Source organism: Nocardia sp., from assembly GCF_025465275.1.
GTDB lineage: Bacteria > Actinomycetota > Actinomycetes > Mycobacteriales > Mycobacteriaceae > Nocardia.
This window is the reverse complement of record NZ_JAODNK010000122.1, coordinates 1-16822: the sequence shown is the minus strand read 5'-3', so window position 1 is coordinate 16822 and position 16822 is coordinate 1. Positions and strand designations below refer to the sequence as shown.

General features: G+C 67.1%; 16 protein-coding genes. 7 read left to right on the top strand and 9 right to left on the bottom strand.

What is annotated here, in order from left to right; translation table 11 throughout:
- Positions 1–204: hypothetical protein (locus tag JWN03_RS27010; protein ID WP_297620862.1), on the top strand; the 204-nt coding region annotated here is incomplete at its 5' end.
- Between the two features lie 89 nt (positions 205–293).
- Positions 294–1712 (top strand): alpha/beta hydrolase family protein, encoded by a 1419-nt coding sequence (locus JWN03_RS27005; RefSeq protein WP_297620859.1) that lies wholly within the window; start codon positions 294–296, stop codon positions 1710–1712.
- 16 nt (positions 1713–1728) lie between these two features.
- Here JWN03_RS27005 and JWN03_RS27000 read toward each other — a convergent pair whose 3' ends face one another.
- Positions 1729–2343, bottom strand: a complete 615-nt coding sequence (locus JWN03_RS27000) for a TetR/AcrR family transcriptional regulator (RefSeq protein WP_297620855.1) — start codon at positions 2341–2343, stop codon at positions 1729–1731.
- 59 nt (positions 2344–2402) lie between these two features.
- Here JWN03_RS27000 and JWN03_RS26995 point away from each other — a divergent pair, with 59 nt between their 5' ends.
- The 3 genes from JWN03_RS26995 to JWN03_RS26985 all read left to right on the top strand — a co-directional run bounded on the left by JWN03_RS26995 (position 2403) and on the right by JWN03_RS26985 (position 5264).
- Positions 2403–3419 carry a GlxA family transcriptional regulator gene (locus tag JWN03_RS26995; protein ID WP_297620852.1) on the top strand — a complete coding sequence of 339 codons (1017 nt, stop codon included), beginning with the start codon at positions 2403–2405 and terminating at the stop codon, positions 3417–3419.
- Between the two features lie 108 nt (positions 3420–3527).
- The gene (locus JWN03_RS26990) at positions 3528–4250 is read left to right on the top strand and encodes an alpha/beta fold hydrolase (RefSeq protein ID WP_297620849.1); all 723 of its coding nucleotides are present in this window, start codon (positions 3528–3530) and stop codon (positions 4248–4250) included.
- A 48-nt stretch (positions 4251–4298) separates the two neighbouring features.
- A complete protein-coding gene (locus JWN03_RS26985) occupies positions 4299–5264 on the top strand; it encodes an alpha/beta hydrolase (protein WP_297620845.1) in 966 nt (321 codons plus the stop codon).
- A 58-nt stretch (positions 5265–5322) separates the two neighbouring features.
- Here JWN03_RS26985 and JWN03_RS26980 read toward each other — a convergent pair whose 3' ends face one another.
- From JWN03_RS26980 to JWN03_RS26955, 6 genes are all read right to left on the bottom strand, one after another.
- Entirely contained in the window at positions 5323–6027 is a 705-nt protein-coding gene (locus JWN03_RS26980; RefSeq protein ID WP_297620842.1) for a hypothetical protein, read from the bottom strand.
- A 137-nt stretch (positions 6028–6164) separates the two neighbouring features.
- Positions 6165–7652 carry a PepSY-associated TM helix domain-containing protein gene (locus JWN03_RS26975; RefSeq protein ID WP_441343063.1) on the bottom strand — a complete coding sequence of 496 codons (1488 nt, stop codon included), beginning with the start codon at positions 7650–7652 and terminating at the stop codon, positions 6165–6167.
- A gap of 93 nt (positions 7653–7745) precedes the next feature.
- Entirely contained in the window at positions 7746–8321 is a 576-nt protein-coding gene (locus tag JWN03_RS26970; RefSeq protein ID WP_297620839.1) for a hypothetical protein, read from the bottom strand.
- A 54-nt stretch (positions 8322–8375) separates the two neighbouring features.
- The gene (locus tag JWN03_RS26965; RefSeq protein ID WP_297620836.1) at positions 8376–10037 is read right to left on the bottom strand and encodes an acyl-CoA synthetase; all 1662 of its coding nucleotides are present in this window, start codon (positions 10035–10037) and stop codon (positions 8376–8378) included.
- Positions 10038–10219: 182 nt separating this feature from the next.
- The gene (locus tag JWN03_RS26960; protein WP_297620833.1) at positions 10220–11878 is read right to left on the bottom strand and encodes an acyl-CoA synthetase; all 1659 of its coding nucleotides are present in this window, start codon (positions 11876–11878) and stop codon (positions 10220–10222) included.
- A gap of 331 nt (positions 11879–12209) precedes the next feature.
- Positions 12210–13055 carry an SDR family NAD(P)-dependent oxidoreductase gene (locus JWN03_RS26955; RefSeq protein ID WP_297620830.1) on the bottom strand — a complete coding sequence of 282 codons (846 nt, stop codon included), beginning with the start codon at positions 13053–13055 and terminating at the stop codon, positions 12210–12212.
- 104 nt (positions 13056–13159) lie between these two features.
- Here JWN03_RS26955 and JWN03_RS26950 point away from each other — a divergent pair, with 104 nt between their 5' ends.
- Positions 13160–13945, top strand: coding sequence for a helix-turn-helix transcriptional regulator (locus tag JWN03_RS26950; RefSeq protein WP_297620827.1), 786 nt, complete (start codon positions 13160–13162; stop codon positions 13943–13945).
- Between the two features lie 14 nt (positions 13946–13959).
- Here JWN03_RS26950 and JWN03_RS26945 read toward each other — a convergent pair whose 3' ends face one another.
- Entirely contained in the window at positions 13960–15204 is a 1245-nt protein-coding gene (locus JWN03_RS26945) for an MFS transporter (RefSeq protein WP_297620824.1), read from the bottom strand.
- 125 nt (positions 15205–15329) lie between these two features.
- Between JWN03_RS26945 and JWN03_RS26940 the strand changes: the two genes are divergently transcribed.
- On the top strand, positions 15330–16256 hold the full coding sequence (locus JWN03_RS26940; RefSeq protein ID WP_297620821.1) for a LysR family transcriptional regulator: 927 nt from the start codon (positions 15330–15332) through the stop codon (positions 16254–16256).
- Between the two features lie 375 nt (positions 16257–16631).
- On the opposite strand, the gene JWN03_RS26935 is transcribed toward JWN03_RS26940, so the two are convergent.
- Positions 16632–16822, bottom strand: a 191-nt coding sequence (locus JWN03_RS26935) for a molybdopterin dinucleotide binding domain-containing protein (protein WP_297620818.1), incomplete at its 5' end; no start/stop codon positions are given.

Here is a 16822-nt window from a genome sequence, read left to right as displayed (position 1 = left end):
GGCGGCCTGCTCGCCTGCTACGGGGTGATCCTCATAGTGGTCGGCTTGGCCTATTCCACCGATTTCCAGCGCGCGAAAACCGGTGGGATCGATGTGAACCTGTGGGCCGGGGTCGGCATGACCGTCGCCGGCATTCTGTTCTTCGCCTGGGTGCGGCTGCGCCCGGTGGTGGAGCTGATCGCCGCCGACGACGACGATGAGTAGTCCCGCTCCCGTCGAGTAGTGCTGTGGGGTGTCCGGGTGCACTACCTCAGGGTGATGTGGGCTGAGAAACGCGCCGATATTTTTCGGGTATGCGTGTAGTGCACAGTGTGCTCGTGAGCCTGTTGCTCGCTCTGGTAGCAGCGGCCGGTATCGCGAATGCCCAACCGGTACAACAGGATATGACCGAGACCGACGTGGCCTTCGATAGTCACGGACTGACGTTGCGCGGCACGGTCTTCACGCCCGCGAGCGCGGGCTGGCATCCCGCCGTCGTCCTCATCCACGGCTCGGGTCCGGGGCCGCGGCCCGAATACCTGCCCGAGGCACAGGCTTTCGCTCGCGCGGGCGTGACCACCCTGGTCTTCGACAAGCGAACGGTCGGCTACTCCGGTACCCATCGGGACTTCTCGCTGCTGGCCGACGATGCGCTTGCCGGGGTGGCGCTGCTGCGCGCCCGCACGGATGTGGATCCGGCGGCGGTCGGGCTGTGGGGCTTCAGTGAGGGCGGCTGGGTCGCGCCGCTGGCCGCCGCGCGCTCACCCGAGATCGCCTTCGTGGTGACCATCGGCGGCTCCGGCCGCACCGTATTGCGGACGCAGACCTGGTCGCTGCGGAATCGACTGGCGCACCAGGGTATTTCCGGGTCCCTGCCGGCTGCGGTCGCGGGCCCGGGAGCCCAATTCATCGACGGCACCGGGCTGTTCCCGGAGGCGAATTTCGATCCGGTGCCGGCCCTGGCGCAGGTCCATGTGCCGGTACTCGCACTCTGGGGTGAGCACGACGTGAAGGTGCCCGCCGCCGAGAGCGCCGAGATCTTCCAGCGCGAACTGGCGCGGGCCGGAAACCGCTCCGTCACCACACGTTTCGTGCCCGGTGCGGGCCACAACGGCCATCGCACCACCGATGGATTCGACAGCGTCGGCGGCGCCGAATTCGAGGGCAAGCCGCTGGGGGAGCTCGGCCCCGGCTACGCCGAGGTGATCACCGACTGGATCCACGCGGTCGCCACCGGCCACCCGCCGGCCTCGAGCGCCGCGCCCACCCCGACGGAGGTCGCCCTCAGCCGTGCACCCGACGGGCGGCCCGCCTACGAATACGCTGCCCTGACGATCCTGCTACTCGGCTTCGCCGCCTACCCGCTCTCCGCCGCCATCCGAATGCTGTTGCGGCACAGCCCTGCTCGACGTCCGGCCGGACTGCGATGGGCGGCGCGCTCGGTATCGGCGCTCGGACTCGTCACCGTACTCGGCGGCGTGAGCTGTGTGATGTGGGTGCTGGTCACCGGAGCGCAGCGTGCCCCCGCAAGTATCGTCCTCGGGCAGCCGCTGCCTTGGCTGATCGTCCACATACTCGCCGCCGCAGTCCTTTTGGCGACCGCCGCACTCGTGCCGACATGGTGGCGAAACCGCGACCGCATCGACGCGATATCCCGAGTCCAGCTCGCCACGCTTCTGCTCGCCGGTTGCGCTTTTCTGCCGTGGGCGGTGCACTGGCAATTGCTGGGGTAGTCCGAGCCGCGGGGCGCTATGCGGCGACGAGCCGATCCGCCCATTCGGGTGGCAGTGCGTCGCAGGAGATCTCGGCGATCTCCCGCAGCCGTGGTATGTCAGTTCCCAAGCGGCTCAATTGAATCAGGCCTTGCGCGACCACCACGATATGCGCGCTGAGGGCGGAGAGGGCCACTTCATCGACCTCGCCGCCGGCCTGTATCGCGGGGCGTAGCCGCTCCGCGACACCGTGCTCCATTGCCGTGGTCGAGCGCGTGCCGATGGTGACAACCTCCGGCACCCGGGTGCCGAACAGGGCGATGCTGTTGATCATCAGGCAGCCGCGCCGATCCGGATGTGCCGCGCAATCCTCCACGACGGCCTGAAACAGTGCACGCACCGCCGCGCGTGCCGTGCCGGGTGCGGCGACGATGACGTCGCGCACGAACCGGGCCCGGCGGTCGCAGTAGCGTTCGAAGGCGGCGAGGAAGAGGCCGCGTTTGCTGCCGTAGGCGGCGTAGATGCTGCCGTTGCCGACACCGGCGACGAGTGAGACATCCTCCACAGAGGTGTCATCGAAGCCCTTGGACCAGAACAGCTCGGTCGCGGCGTCGAGCAGGTCCGATTCATTGAATTGTCGCGGACGTGCCATGGCCACACCCTACCAAGGGGGACTTGTTTTGGAGTCGTGCCTCCAGAATAATAGTTGCCATGTCCTCGAACAACGTCATTCCAATGCGCCGCAGGGTCGGCATCCTGGTCTTCGACGGCGTCAAAATGCTCGACTTCACAGGTCCGGCGGAGGTATTCGTCGAGGCCAATCAGTCGGTCGAGGCGTACGAGGTGGTGCTCGTCTCGCCGGACGGGACGGACGTGCAGACCTCGATCGGGGCACGGATCCAAGTGAGCGGGGCGGCGGCCGCCTCCGGTTCCTTCGACACGGTGGTGATTCCCGGCAGTGAGTTGCACCCGGCGAAGTTCGTGACCCCCGAGGTGCTGGCGGCGGCTCGGCACCTGTCCTCGAACACTCGGCGGCTGGCCGCCATCTGCAGTGGCGCGTTCGTGGTGGCCGCGCTCGGCTTGCTGGACGGCAGGCGTGCCACCACCCATTGGAAATTCGTGAAGGATCTGGCGGTCCGATACCCGGACGTCGACGTGGACCCCGACGCTATCTTCGTGCGCGACGGCAATCTGTACAGCTCGGCCGGTGTGGTGGCCGGTGTGGATCTGGCCCTCGCGCTGGTCGAGGAGGATTACGGCGCGGACGTCGCCCGGCGGGTGGCGCAGTCGCTGGTGGTGTACATGCAGCGGGCCGGCGGGCAATCGCAGTTCTCGGCCTCACTGCACGGGCCCACCGCCCGAAGTCCGTTGGTGCGCACCGTCGTCGATCTGATCTGCGCGGACCCGGCCTACCCGCACACCGTCCAGACCCTGGCCGCGCACGGCCGGGTGAGCGTCCGCCACCTCACCCGCCTCTTTCGCGCCGAACTCGAGCGATCGCCCGCCGAGTACGTCGCCTTCATTCGCTTCGGCCTGGCCCGCGACATGCTGCACGCCGGGCGCAACGTGACCGAGGCCGCCATGGCCTCCGGATACGGCAGCAGCGAGGCCCTGCGCCGCGCTTTTGTTGCCCGCCTGGGCATTTCCCCGCGCAAGTACCAGCAGCGTTTCCGTTCAACCGGTTCCGCTGCCTTCGCAGATCCGGCATTCGAGGAGGCTGTGTCCTGATCGGAGGCTTTCGCGGCCGGTGAAGGGGGGCGAGACCCCCTGCGCCCGAGCGAGGCTTGGAAGTGCACCGGCGCTCGGACCGAATCCGAACGCCGGAGAAAGGAAGTCATGTCTTCTCAGTCAGCTCCGACCATCGTGCTCGTGCACGGCGCCTTCGCCGACGCGGCCAGCTGGGCTCCGGTTACCGAATTGCTTCTCGCCCAGGGATATCGGGTGCTCGCACCCCCGGTCGCCAATCGCAGCCTCGTCGCGGATGCGGCGTACATCAGCTCGTTCGTGGCGCAGATCGATGGGCCGGTGCTGCTGGCCGGGCACTCCTACGGTGGCGCGGTCATCACCGTGGCGGGGGTCGCAGACAATGTTGTCGGCCTCGTCTACGTCGCCGGCTACGTGCTGGCGATCGGTGAGAGCCTCGGTGAGTTGCAGGGTCAGTTCTCTGATTCCGAATTGGCGGCGCACCTGGTCTACACGCCGTACCCGATCGACGGCGGCGAGCCCGGAACTGATGTCTCGGTCGAGATCGAGGCTTTCCCTGAGGTTTTCGCCGGTGGCCTGGATCCGGCGAAGGCTCGGGTGCTCGCGGTCTCGCAGCGACCGCTGGCGGCGGCAGCGTTCAGTGAGCCCGCCTCGGATGCGGCGTGGCAGACCAAGCCCGCCTGGGGAATCGTCTCCGGTGCCGACCACACCATCAATCCCGAGGTCGAGCGATTCGGCTACAAGCGCGCCGGGTTGCGGCGTGTCGTCGAGATCGACGGACCACACTTGGTGATGCAGACGCATCCGGCCGAGGTTGCCGCTTTCATCACCGACGCCATTGCCGAATTGGCCTGACCCGCAACGTTCTTCAGCGCAGCATCCCTTTCAGAGAAAGGCACGATAATGTCCGGAAACCCCCTCGGTATCTCCCTCGAGCAGGCGGCGCAGGAATTCGTCGACGCGACGTCGCAGCCGCCCTTCCTCTACCAGCTCACGCCCGACGAAGGTCGTAAAGCCGTTGACTCGGTGCAGGATTCGCCGATCTTCAAGCCCGAGATCGATGAAGAGTGGATCACTGTCGAAGGCGGTCCGACCGGCTCGGTGCGGGTCCGGATCGTCAAGCCGCAGGGCGCTGCGGGCGTGCTGCCGGTGATCGTCTACACCCACGGCGCGGGCTGGGTCTTCGGCGACGCGCACACCCACGACCGGCTGGTGCGCGACCTTGCCGTCGGCGTCAATGCGGCCGTGGTGTTCCCCGAATACGATCGCTCGCCGGATGTGCACTACCCGGTCGCCAACGAGCAGTCCTACCGGGTCGCGCAGTGGGTCACCACCAATGGTGCCGAAAAGGGCCTGGACTCTTCACGTATCGCCATCGCGGGCGATTCGGTCGGCGGCAATATGGCCATCGCGCTGACGCTCATGGCCAAGGAGCGCGGCGACGTCTCCTTCGTGCAGCAGGTGCTCTTCTACCCCGTCACCGACGCCAATTTCGACACCGGCTCCTACCAGGAGTTCGCCGAGGGTTACTTCCTCACCCGCGACGGCATGAAGTGGTTCTGGGATCAGTACACCACCGACGAAGCCGATCGCGCCCAGATCACCGCCTCACCGCTGCGGGCCACCACCGAACAGCTGGCCGGACTGCCGCCGGCGCTCGTCATCAACGGCGAGGCCGATGTCCTCCGCGACGAGGGCGAAGCCTTCGCGGCCAAGCTGCGCGCCGCAGGCGTCCCGGTAACCCAGGTGCGCTACGCCGCCATCATCCACGACTTCGTCATGGTCAACTCCATGCACGACACCCACGCCGCCAAAGCCGCTGTGGCACAGGCAGTCACAGCCCTGAAGTCCGCCCTCTACCCGGCATGAGCCGTAGGTGAGTTCCCGCCCGGGATGACCGGGCGGGAATTCTTCGTCTCGGGCCTGGTTACTTGGCGGCGGGCTGGGGGAAGGGCTGGTTGATTGTTGTGAAGTACTGCGCGGCAGCGAGGATAGTTACCGGGGCGGTGATGAGGAGTTGGCCGGCGAGGGTGCCGAGGAAGCCGACGACGCTCATGCCGACTATGCAGCCGACTGCCGCGCCGCCGAGGGCGCCGAACATGGCGGTGAGGACGCCGGCGACGGTGCCGAGGGTGAGGGCGCCGATGACGCAGCCGATCGCGGCGCCGCCGAGGCCGCCGACCAGGGTGCCCATGCTGGCGCCTTGGCTGGCGGTGCTGGTCATGCGGTTCCAGGCGGCTTGTTCACGCTCGTACTCGTTCTTCCAGGGGGCCTTGTCCTCGAAGGGGAGGGCTACGGGCTGGTAGACGGCGTGAGCGGGGTCGAACCGGGGGGTGAGCGTTGCGACGCGATCGTGGATCTCGGCGGCGATGGGGTAGACGAATTCGTCTACGCGGAAATGCAATTCGGTGCCGGCGACGGTGGCGCCGTTTGCGGCTTTGACCTTGAACACGTCGTTCTCCACGACCAGGGAGCCGGCATCGGTGCGGATGACGGTGTTCGTCTCGGAGGTGGTCGCGGCGTAGTTGATCGCAGCTGTGTCGGCGGTGGGTGCCGCCTGTGCGGTTCCAGCGGTGATGCCAAGCGCGCTTGACATGAAGACGACGGAAGCAGCGATCTTATTGATCTTCATCAGGGGGTAGATCCTCGAGTAAGTGCAGGTCAGGTTCTGCACGAGTGAGCCGATCCCGACCGCCGGGACCGGCAAAAGGGTGTGAAGAACTGGCGGCACGGCCGGAAGGCCGTGTCGCTCAGTGGAATTCGACTCTTTTAGGCGGTCACGCGGCGGCGGGCTGCCAGCCCCACCAGCACATCCACGAACAGGAATCCGAGCAGCGGAATCCCGATCATGGGCGCGAACCAGCCCACCACCGCGGCAACCGCCGCGAACGGCACCAGGACTACGAGCGGCGTCTGCCGCAGCGCACCACGACGAGGCGCGCGGCCCAGGGCCACCTTGCCCGCCTCCTTGGTCGGACGCCGCCGCCACCACATGAGGTAGCCGCGCACCACCACGGTGAGCAGGCCGACCATGATCGCCAGCAGCAGTAGCTGATTGAGCAATCCGAACATCAGGCCCATATGGAACTGGATGCCCCAGTTGGTCAGCTTCGCCATGAGCGGCCAGTCCGAATACCGCAGCGTGTCGGTGACCACGCCCGTACTGCCGTTGACGGCAATCGAATCCGTGGTCAGCACACCCGGGCGGCGCAGCTCCTTCGCGACGAAGGCGGTGCCGTCCGCGGCCGGAACGCTGATCTCCAGCGGGCCTTCCAGACCATTGGCGCGAGCCACCGCGAAAACGGTGTCGACCAAAGCGGCCTTGTTCGCGGTCGGTGCGGCGGGCCTGCCGCCACCCATGTGATCGGCGTGCTCGCCGCCCATGGGCATGGCCGGACCGGTGGACCCGGGCAGCGTCGCGCTGACCGCGGGCGTCGTCCAGCTCATATCGGCGCGCAACTTGTCGACATGATCACCGGCGTACTTCGACCAGGTCATACCGGTTACCGACAACAGCAGCAGCACCGGCAGAATCCACATGCCCACCACCGCATGCCAATTCAGCGTGCGGGCGCGGGGCCGGGAGCGATCCGGCCGCACCAGCCAGCCCGCGGAACGGCGTTCCCGGCGGGCGCGCACCCGCCGGAACCACAGCACCAGACCGGCCAGCGCGATCAGCCACAACCAGGATGCGGCGATCTCGCTGTAGTAGCGGCCGAAGTCCCCGAGATGCAGATCCCGGTGCAGCTCATCGATCCAGGTGCGGGTGGGCAGGGCCCCCGCGCTGCCGTACACGACACTGTCGCCGAGCGGCTGCGCGGTGACCGGATCGATGAATACGGCGCGACGCTGCGAATCGCCCAGCGTGGGATCGCTGAAGATGATCCGGGTGGTCTCGCCCGCGCCCTGTGCCGGAGCGACCGCGATCAGCGGCAGTTCCTGGCCCAGCGCGGCCGTGCCCGCGGCGATCTGCTGCGACAGCGGTGTGGCCGGCCCGGTCGAATCGGTGTGCAGCAGACCGCTGTCGGTGAACGACTCCAGGGTGGGAGCCACCGCGTAGAGCGCACCGGTCACCGCGGCAATGAGGATGAACGGTGCGACGAATACACCGGCATAGAAATGCAGTCGCAGCATCAACGCCTGAAAGGCATTGGCGGCATTGCGTTTAGTTGTCGACTCCTTTGTCGGGGGCGATTCCGCATTTTGGGCAGGGCTAATAGGCGGTGCCGCATCGGCACCGCTCTCAGTGATAGTCACCAGCGGTCTTTCAGATGTTCGAGGAAAACCCGGGTACGCCGAATACGGCGAACTCACACAGACGCGCATGCCCGTGCCGGGTAAGGGAAGGAATCAGACTCGAACGAAGGCGGGTGGACCGCGGGTCCGGAATGCGTCGGCCGCGAGAATACGCAGCACGACCCGATCGCGATGGGCGATGGGCAGCGCGGGCGGTCCGGAGCGCACCGGAAGTGTGATGAGAACGGGTGTAGCCCAGGCCAATACGGTGCCGACGACGCGATACGCGGCCTCCGCGCCGAGGATCACCACCGCGGCCACACAGGCCGCGGTGAAGTGCGCGGCCAGCATGGCCGGACTCCACATCGACGCATGGTGATGGTGGTGGCCGGCGCTGCCGGGCGAACCCCACATCATGCTGAAGTGCCCGAGCAACTGGCCGCCGATCAAGGCGACCACCAGTCCGAGCCAGGTGGTGCGCAGCGCGCCGATGCCGGCGACCAGCGCACCCACGGCGGCGGAGGCGGCGACCAGCAGCGTCAAGGCGCTGGACTCCAGCGGCGCGGCCCCCGAAATCCAGCCGTGCGCCGCGACCGCGAGCGCCCCGGAAAGCGAACCGGCCGATCCACCACGCAATAACGCAGCGTCGCTGCGGATATGCGCCGTGGATCGGCCGGACTCGAAACTCACGTGCTGATAATAACCGAGAATGCGCGGCCGATTTCCGGCCGGGCACTCCGGTAATTACTCGGTGGGAACAGCCATTTCGACGAGCGGCTTGCGCAGCAGCTTGCCGGTGGCATTGCGCGGCAGCTCATCGAGGAAGATGACCTCGCGCGGCACCTTGTAGCGCGCCAGGTTCTCCTTCACGTAATCCTTGATCTCCTGCACGTCCCGCTTGGAATCGGGGCCCGGAACGACGATGGCGCGCAGGCGCTTTCCGAAGTCGCGGTCCTCGACGCCGACCACCGCGGCCTCCAGCACGTCGTGCCGGTTGGAGAGCAGGTTCTCGACCTCCTGCGGGAAGACGTTCTCGCCGCCGGAGATGATCATGTCGTCATCGCGGCCGTCGATGAACAGCAGACCGTCGGCGTCGAAGTGGCCGACATCGCCACTGGACATCAGGCCGTCCACGTACTCCTTGGTGCGGCCGTCGGTGTACTGCTTGAACGAGTGGCTGTTCTCGATGAAGATCGTGCCGGTCACGTTCGGCGCGGTGATGCGCTTGCGGTTCTCGTCGTAGAGCGCGATGCGGATACCGACCGGCGCCTTGCCCGCGGTGGTCGGCGCCTTGCGCAGCTCGGACGGGATGGCGACGGTCATGATCGCGCACTCGGTGGAGCCGTAGACGTTGTAGAGGCTGTCGCCGAAGTAGTCGAGGGTGCGGGTCACCACATCCGGCGGAATGGCGCTGCCGGCGGCGAAAATCACCCGCAGGGTCTCGCTCGGCTGGTACTTGGCGAGGGTCTCCGGCGGCAGATCGAGCAGGCGCTGCAGCATGGTGGGCACCACGACCAGGCCCTGCGCCCGGTACTTCTGGATGTTCGCGAGGGTCTGCTCCGGATCGAAGCGGCGCTGCTGGAACACAACTCGGTTGCCCAGCGCGATCGACAGCGTGAACTGCGACAGGCCGGTGGCGTGGAAGATCGGGGCGGCCATCACGACGGTGCTGTTGCGCGGCAACGGGATTCGATCCAGGAACTGCGCGGTGATGAAGGGGCTGACCTTATCGCGGGGCGCGCCCTTCGGGGTGCCGGTGGTGCCGCTGGTCAGAATGACCATGCCGCCCGGCTTCTCCGGCGGGGACAGTGACGTGGTGGACTGCCCGGCCGACACAGACTCGATGGTCGGAATCGACGGGTCGGCATTGTCCTTCTCGTCCACCCAGGTGAGGATGCGCGGGATAGCGGCCGGAATGGCGCTCATGAGGTCGAAGAACTCGCTGTCGTGCAGCACCGCCTTCACCTTCTCGCGCGTCGCCACATCGGTGAACTGCGGCTTGGCGAAACCGGTGTTCATCAGCACCGCGCGCACACCGAGCTTGCCGGCGGCCACGAGGGCGAGCACCATGCCGCGGTGGTCGCGGGCCAAAACGCCGATCACATCGCCCGGGCCCAGACCCTGCGCGGCCAGGCCACGCGCGAAGGCGGAGGACTGCTGATCCAGCTGCTCGAAGGTCATCTCGCCACGTTCATCGACAATGGCGGAGGACTTCGGATTGGTATTGGCCGCGTGCACGACCGCGCCCGCGAACGGGCCGAACTTCAGCACATTGATCGCTGAGCGCACTGCCTGATCCGGCCGGAGTGGATTGAAAAGACCCCCTCGCAGCATGGCGTTGACGCTGAGCGCCGTATCACCAGCCTTGCGAAAAACCGTACCTGCCGACGGAAGGGCTAATGACATGGGTACAACCTTCCGCGATCCCCTGCCGTGACGAGCGGCGATCGGATCGCAACCTCGAGATCCAGTGCAACGTCAACCCTACCAAGCAGTAACCCGCAGGTGTGGCCGAGGTCTCTGGTACCGCAGGTATCGCATAAACCGCCCAGGTCGTGGTGGGGACAACAGGATTGCCGCGGTGTCGCTCAGGGGTGGGCGGGGGCCTCGTACTCGACAAGGACGCGGCGCAGGAGTTTGCCGGTGGCATTGCGGGGGAGGTCGTCGAGGAAGATGACGTCGCGGGGGACCTTGTAGCGGGCCAGGTTGTTCTTGACGTACACCTTGATCTCGTCGGGGTCGGGCTTCTCACCGGGTTCGGGAACGACGAAGGCGCGCAGGCGTTTCCCGAACTCGACATCGGCGACGCCGACCACGGCCGCGTCGAAGATGTCGGGGCGCTCCAGCAGCAGGTTCTCGACCTCCTGCGGGAAGACGTTCTCGCCGCCGGAAACGATCATGTCGTCATCGCGGCCGTCGACGAACAGCAGTCCGCGATCATCGAAGTGGCCGACATCGCCGCTGGACATATAGCCGTCGATGATCTGCTTGTGCCGCCCGTCGGTGTAACCCTTGAACGGTGATCCGGAGCGGATGAAGATGCGGCCGGTGACGTTCTTGGCGCGGATCCGCGTGCCGTCGTCATCGAAAAGCACCACCTCACACGTGGTGGGGGAGCGGCCCGCGGTGCCCGGCGCGATGGCCAGATCCTCCGGCCGCGCCACCGTCGCGACCGCGCATTCGGTGGAGCCGTACAGGTTGTAGAGGACGGGGCCGAAGACCTCCGCGGTGCGCACACTCAACTCTGGGGAGAGCGCCGAACCCGCGATCACGATCGCCTTCAGCGACGAGGTCTCGTACTTCTCGCGAATGGCCGGATCCAGTTCCACCATGCGGTGCAACATGGTCGGCACCGCCACGAGCATGTCGGCCCCGTGGTCGGCGATCAGGCGCAGTGTTCGCTCGGCGTCGAAGCGGCGCGCGAGCACCACCTTGTTGCCGAGCCCGGTGCCCACCAGCCAGGTCGCGAGACCCGTGCTGTGGAAGATGGGCGAGACGATGACCATGGTGCCCTGGGATGGGAAGTCGATGCGATCGACGACCTGCACGGTGGCCAGCGGCGACGTCTTGTCGCGCGGAGCGCCCTTGGGCAGACCGGTGGTTCCGCTGGTGAGAATGACAACGCCGCCGGGCTTCTTCGGCGTCGGCAGTGGCGCCTTCGCATTGGCGGCGATCAGCGCGTCGAGAGTTGTTGCGCCGTCCGGCAATTGCGTGCCCTCGTCCACCCAGCTGAGTACCCGGGGCAGATCGGCGGGCAGCGCGTCGAGCAGCCCGAGGAATTCGCTGTCGTGCAGGACGACCTTCACATTCTCGCGCTCACACACCTGGGCGAACTGCGGTTTGGCGAAGCCGGTGTTCATCAGCGCCACGCGGGCGCCGAGCTTGCCGGCCGCCACCATGGACAGCAGCAGGCCGCGATGATCGCGGGCGAGCAGGCCGATCACGGTACCGGGGGTGACGCCCAGCCGCTGCAGGCCGCGAGCCAACGCGTTGGAGGCCTCGTCGAGCTCTCGATAGGTCATTTCACCGCGCTCATCGGCCAGCGCCGGGCGCTCGGGCCAGACTCGCGCGGCATGCCGGACGGCGGTGGCGGGTGGTCCGAACACCTGTGATTCGCGGGCGGTGCGCAGCGTCTCCATCGGTTTGCGGGGATCGGTGATTCCCTTGTCCCGCAACGATTTCAGGGCCCTGACGGCCTCGAGGGTGTGCGCTACACGCTGCTGCGCCGAATAGAGAACCGAGGCCATGCCGGCCACCTCCGAAAGAACGTGCGGCCCACCACCCGGAACTGGGGCGGGTAGGCGTCACGGTAGCAGCGGGGTGTGATGGCTGTTACACAAATTCGGTCAGAACGGTCAGTTGCCGGTTGTATGCAGTCTTTACATCCGGGTCATATGCCGTACATCCGGATCGATGAGGCTGCGGTGTCCGCGTTTCCAACCGTGATGAGGTATCCCGTGTCGCTGCTCGCTGTTCTTCCCCAGTTGCTCCTGACTTTCACGCACCTGCTCAGCGCTAGCGCCTGAGCCGACACCGGCGCGAACGGCCCGCCGGTAGCTACCGGCGGGCCGTCGTCATTCAGTTCGCGGCGGTGTCCACTCCCGTGGTGAGGCTCAGGTGTGCGGTGGCATCCAGGTCCGCCGCGACTGCGGCGAGTTTGCTGCGAATCGCTGCCACGGCATCCGGGCCCAAGGCCAGGCGCAGCGGCGGATTCGGCTGACCGACAGTCGCTATGACGGCGGCGGCCGCCTTGGCCGGATCGCCCTCCTGCTGCTGATCGGAGGCGGGCAGGCCGTCCCGGATCGCGCCGACCGTATCGGCGTAGTCCGCAAGACCGGTGCTGACATGTAGCGCGGCCGGTTTGGCGAAACTGGTTCGGAAGGAACCGGGTTCGACGATCAGCACCTGAATTCCGAGCGGCGCCACTTCGGCGGCAAGGGCCTCACTGGCCAGTTCCAGCGCACCTTTGGCGGCGCTGTACATGCCGACGCCGGGGAAGGACAGGAACCCGCCCATGCTGCTGACCTGGACGATCGCGCCACCCCGGCGCTCGCGCAACTGCGGCAGCACCAGCTGGGTCAGGCGCAGTGGGCCGTGGAACATGACCTCCATGGCATCGCGCAGGTCCGTCTCGCTGACCTCCTCGATGGCGCCCACAATCCCGTAACCGGCATTGTTGACCAGCACATCGATCCGCCCGGCCTCCTTCACCGCGCGCTCGGCGGCGGCTGCGTCGCGGACATCCAGCGTGACAACCTGTACCCGATCCGGGTGCGCGGCAACAACTTCCGCCATGGACCCAGGCCGTCGCACGGCGGCGATCACCTCGTCGCCGACGTCGAGCACGGCCTGCGTGAAGGCCGCACCGAAACCACTGTTGGCTCCGGTGATCAGCCAGCGGCGCGGGGCGTTCGCTGCACTCATGGTCGATCCTTCTGCTGTGCCCGGGCGGTGCGCCCGGGATTCGATATCAAGAATGCCGGGTGCGCACCCGACCCGGTATGGCCCAAAGGTGGAATATTGGAGCTGTGACGGATGCACTGACCAACCCGCGACGCAGCCCGCGTGCGCTGCCGCAGGGTGAAGCGCTGTCGGCGGAGGATCACCGTCGCCTCATCGGCGTGCTGGAGTCGGTGGATCACGCGGCCGATCTGCCCGAGTTCCGGGAGCGACTGCTGTACGCGCTGCAGAACTGGTTCGGCTTCACCGGAGTCGCAGTGCTGCACGGCAATACGCTCGCCGAGGCCATGCTGGAGGGCTGCGGCGTGCAGAGCGGATATACGCCGGAGTTCATGGCGGAGTACAACGCGCGCTGGATGGACCGGGACCCGCTCCGCAGTGCGCAAGCCGCCGGCATCATCCTGGCCCGGGGTGTCGCGCGCCTGGACGAGATCGAACCCGATTCACCGTTCGTCTCGGAGTTCCTGCGGCCCACGGGCATCAATGACAAGGCCGTCATGGTGGTGGACGGTGGTTCCGCCGGACTGCTGTTCGTCGGCATGGCGGTGGTCGATGCTCCCCGTGTCCCCGACCGCGACCTCGCTGTCCTGCACGCCCTGCGCCGGCATCTCGCTCCGCTGGTCGTCGAACAACTCGAACGCGACCACGACCGGCGTGCCGCACACGCGAATTGGCAACTGACACCGCGGGAATGGGAGGTCGCCGACCTCGCCGCGCAGGGCCTCACCAATCGTCAGATCGCCGAGCGGCTGTTCATCGGCGTCGATACCGTGAAGAAGCATCTGACCCGTGTGCTCGCGGAAACCTCCTGCGCCAGCCGCACCCAGCTCGCGGTGCGGTTCGCCGCTGCCTGATCAGTGCTGCCTGATCAGTGCTGCCGCACCGCGTGCTCGATGGCAGGCGCCGCTACGGGCATGCGGCGGGGGAGCAGGAGGGGAGTGGCCAGCATGAGCGCTCCCGCCAGCAGGATGGTGCTGCGCGGGCCGATGGCGGCCGCGAGGACACCGCACAGGGCCGTCAGCGCCGCGATGGTCGCACTACTGGTGATCGACCACGCCGCGAGGGTGCGCGCCATTTTGTCGCTCTCGGTCTGTTCCATGCGGTAGGCCGCGTACACCGGATTGAACACCCCCATGCAGGTGACCAGTCCGAACTGGATCACCATGACCAGTACGAGTCCGGTGATGCCCGAATGGACAAAAGCCAGTCCGACGGACCAGCAGGCGCGCAGTGTGCCGCCGACGAGCAGGACTCGGCGCTGCCCGAACCGGGTGACGAACCGCCGGGCCAGCCGCGCGCCGAGCAGCCCGCCGAGGCAGGGCGCGCCGAAGGCCAGTCCGTACTGGAACGGCGTGAACCCCAGGTTGCCGAGCATGAGGACGGCCATGAGCGGAACCGTCGCCATGATCAGGCCGCCGGTCAGAACGGTATTGAAGAAGAACGGCCGCAGGGTGGCATGGGCCAGGATGTAGCGCCAGCCCTCGGCCAGATCGGCGACGCTCAGCCGGGACGCAGTGCGGTCGGCGGGGCGGGGCTCGGACCCGCCGATCGCGCGAATTCCCAAGGCGGACAATACAAAACTGACCCCGTTGGTCAGCACGGTTGTCATCGGGCCGAATATTCCGATCGCCATTCCGCCGAGTGGTGGTGCGAGCATGGTGACGGTCCACGTCGTCGCTTCGAAGCGGCTGCTGGCAATGAGTAGATCCTCCTGTGGCACCAGGGATTTCAGGAATGCACCGGAAGCCGCCTTGAAGGCGATATCGGATGCGGCGACAGCGACAGCCACAACCAGCAGCTGCGCGTAGGTCAGCCAGCCGAGCGCGAAGGCCGCCGGAATGCTCAGTACCGCGGCGAACCGGACCAGATCCATGGCGATCATCACCGGTCGTTTACGTCGGAATTCCACCCACGGCCCCAGTGGTACGGCCACCAGCGCGCCCACCGCCAGTCCGGCGGCGGCCAGGACGGACACCTCGGTGGGGCCGGTGTGCAGCACGAGAATCGCGATCAAGGAGAACGCGTCGAAGGCGAACCAGGTCCCGAGCGTGCTGACCGCATAAGCGCCCCACAGCAATTCGAACTGCCGCCCCAGCGACCGTGTGCCCGCCATGCTCCACCTCTCGCCCGCCGACCTCGTATCGGCCCTAGCGATCAAAGCGCGCCGGGAGCTGCGAATCAAACAACAGTTCGGGCGGCGGTGCACAACGCCGCGTTGTATCGCTAGTGTCGATCGCTGTGGACCTCGATGCCGTGCGCACCTTTGCCGCCGTCGTCGACACCGGCAGCTTCCAGGAGGCGGCGGTCGATATGTCGATCACCCAGCAGGGTGCGTCCAGGCGGGTCGCCGCATTGGAGAAAGACCTCGGCGTGCGTCTTTTCGACCGCACCCCGCGCGGTGCGCAGCTCACCATCGACGGCCGAGTGTTCCTGCCGCACGCGCGTGAACTGCTGCGCGCCGAAGAGCGGGCGGCTGCCTCGGTGCGCCCCGGCCGCCGTGCCCTCCGGGTCGATGTGGTCGGCCGCCGCCTCGCACCGGCGGGATTGCTCCGCGAATTCCACACCGCGCATCCGGAGCTCGAGCTCGATGTCGTGCGGCACTTCGACGCGGGCGATGCCATCGATGCCGTCGGATCCGGGCTGATCGACGCCTCTTTTCGCGCGGTCACTTCTTCGCGGCTGCCCGCCGGTATCAGCGCCACCCCGGTCTACGACGAACCCATCCAACTGCTCACCGGACCCGCGCACCCATTGGCCGCCGCCCGCACGGTCACACCGGCCGACCTCATCGGCCATCGAATCTGGATGCCCGGCATAGTCACCGGCACCGAATGGGCCCTCTTCTACGCGGATCTCGCCACCGAGTTCGGGCTCACCGTTGATGCCTTAGGCCCCAACTTCGGCATCGAACCCCTGCTCGACGCTCTCGCCGACTCCGCGGAACTGGCAACCTTCGTGGGCGAGCAAACCCGCCTGGTCTGGCCCGCCTCCCACGACCTACGCCGCATCGACCTGCACACTCCGACCCCGGTCTACCCACACGCTCTCCTCTACCGCAGCGACAACCCACACCCCGCCCTGGCCGCCCTCCGCGCACATCTCGGCACGGCGCACCCCGTTGCCGGAACCTGGCTGCCCGCATGGGTCGCAGTGCCCGGCCGCTGAGGTTGCGGTATCCGAAGCCGCCTTCGCGCCGGTGCGACACGCTTTCGTTCGGATTGAACAGCCTGTCTCTGAGTCGCGCAGCAGTTATAAGTGCTGCGCGGTTTAGAGGCGGGCTGTGCGGTTCGCTTGGGGCCGAGGGGAATCGGGCGAAACGGTCGGTGCACCTGGGTGCTTGCAGGGCAAAGAAGAGGCGTGGGAACCTCGCCTGCCATACCCGGCTTCGGCTCCCCAATTGGGGGGATTGTCCGGTTATGGACGGGGAGACTGGCCCTGGTTACCTTCTGAGAACAAGACGGGCCGCTGTCGCGTCCGACAAGAACGGGGGCGCTGTCGCGCTCACGTTGCCTTCGCTGATTCTGGACTGGGGGCGGGATCTCAGTGGGGGGTGATCTGCACGCGGTTGTCGTGGAAGACGGCGCCGCCGCCGAAGTCGGAATCACGTTCGGGGATGGTGGCATTGACGGTTGCGCCGCCGGAGAGTTTGGCCCAGCGGCCCTTCGGGGTGGCCGCGACGCCGGGGCGGACGCGGTCGGAGAGTTCGGCGATTGCTTCGAAGGAGCCGCGGG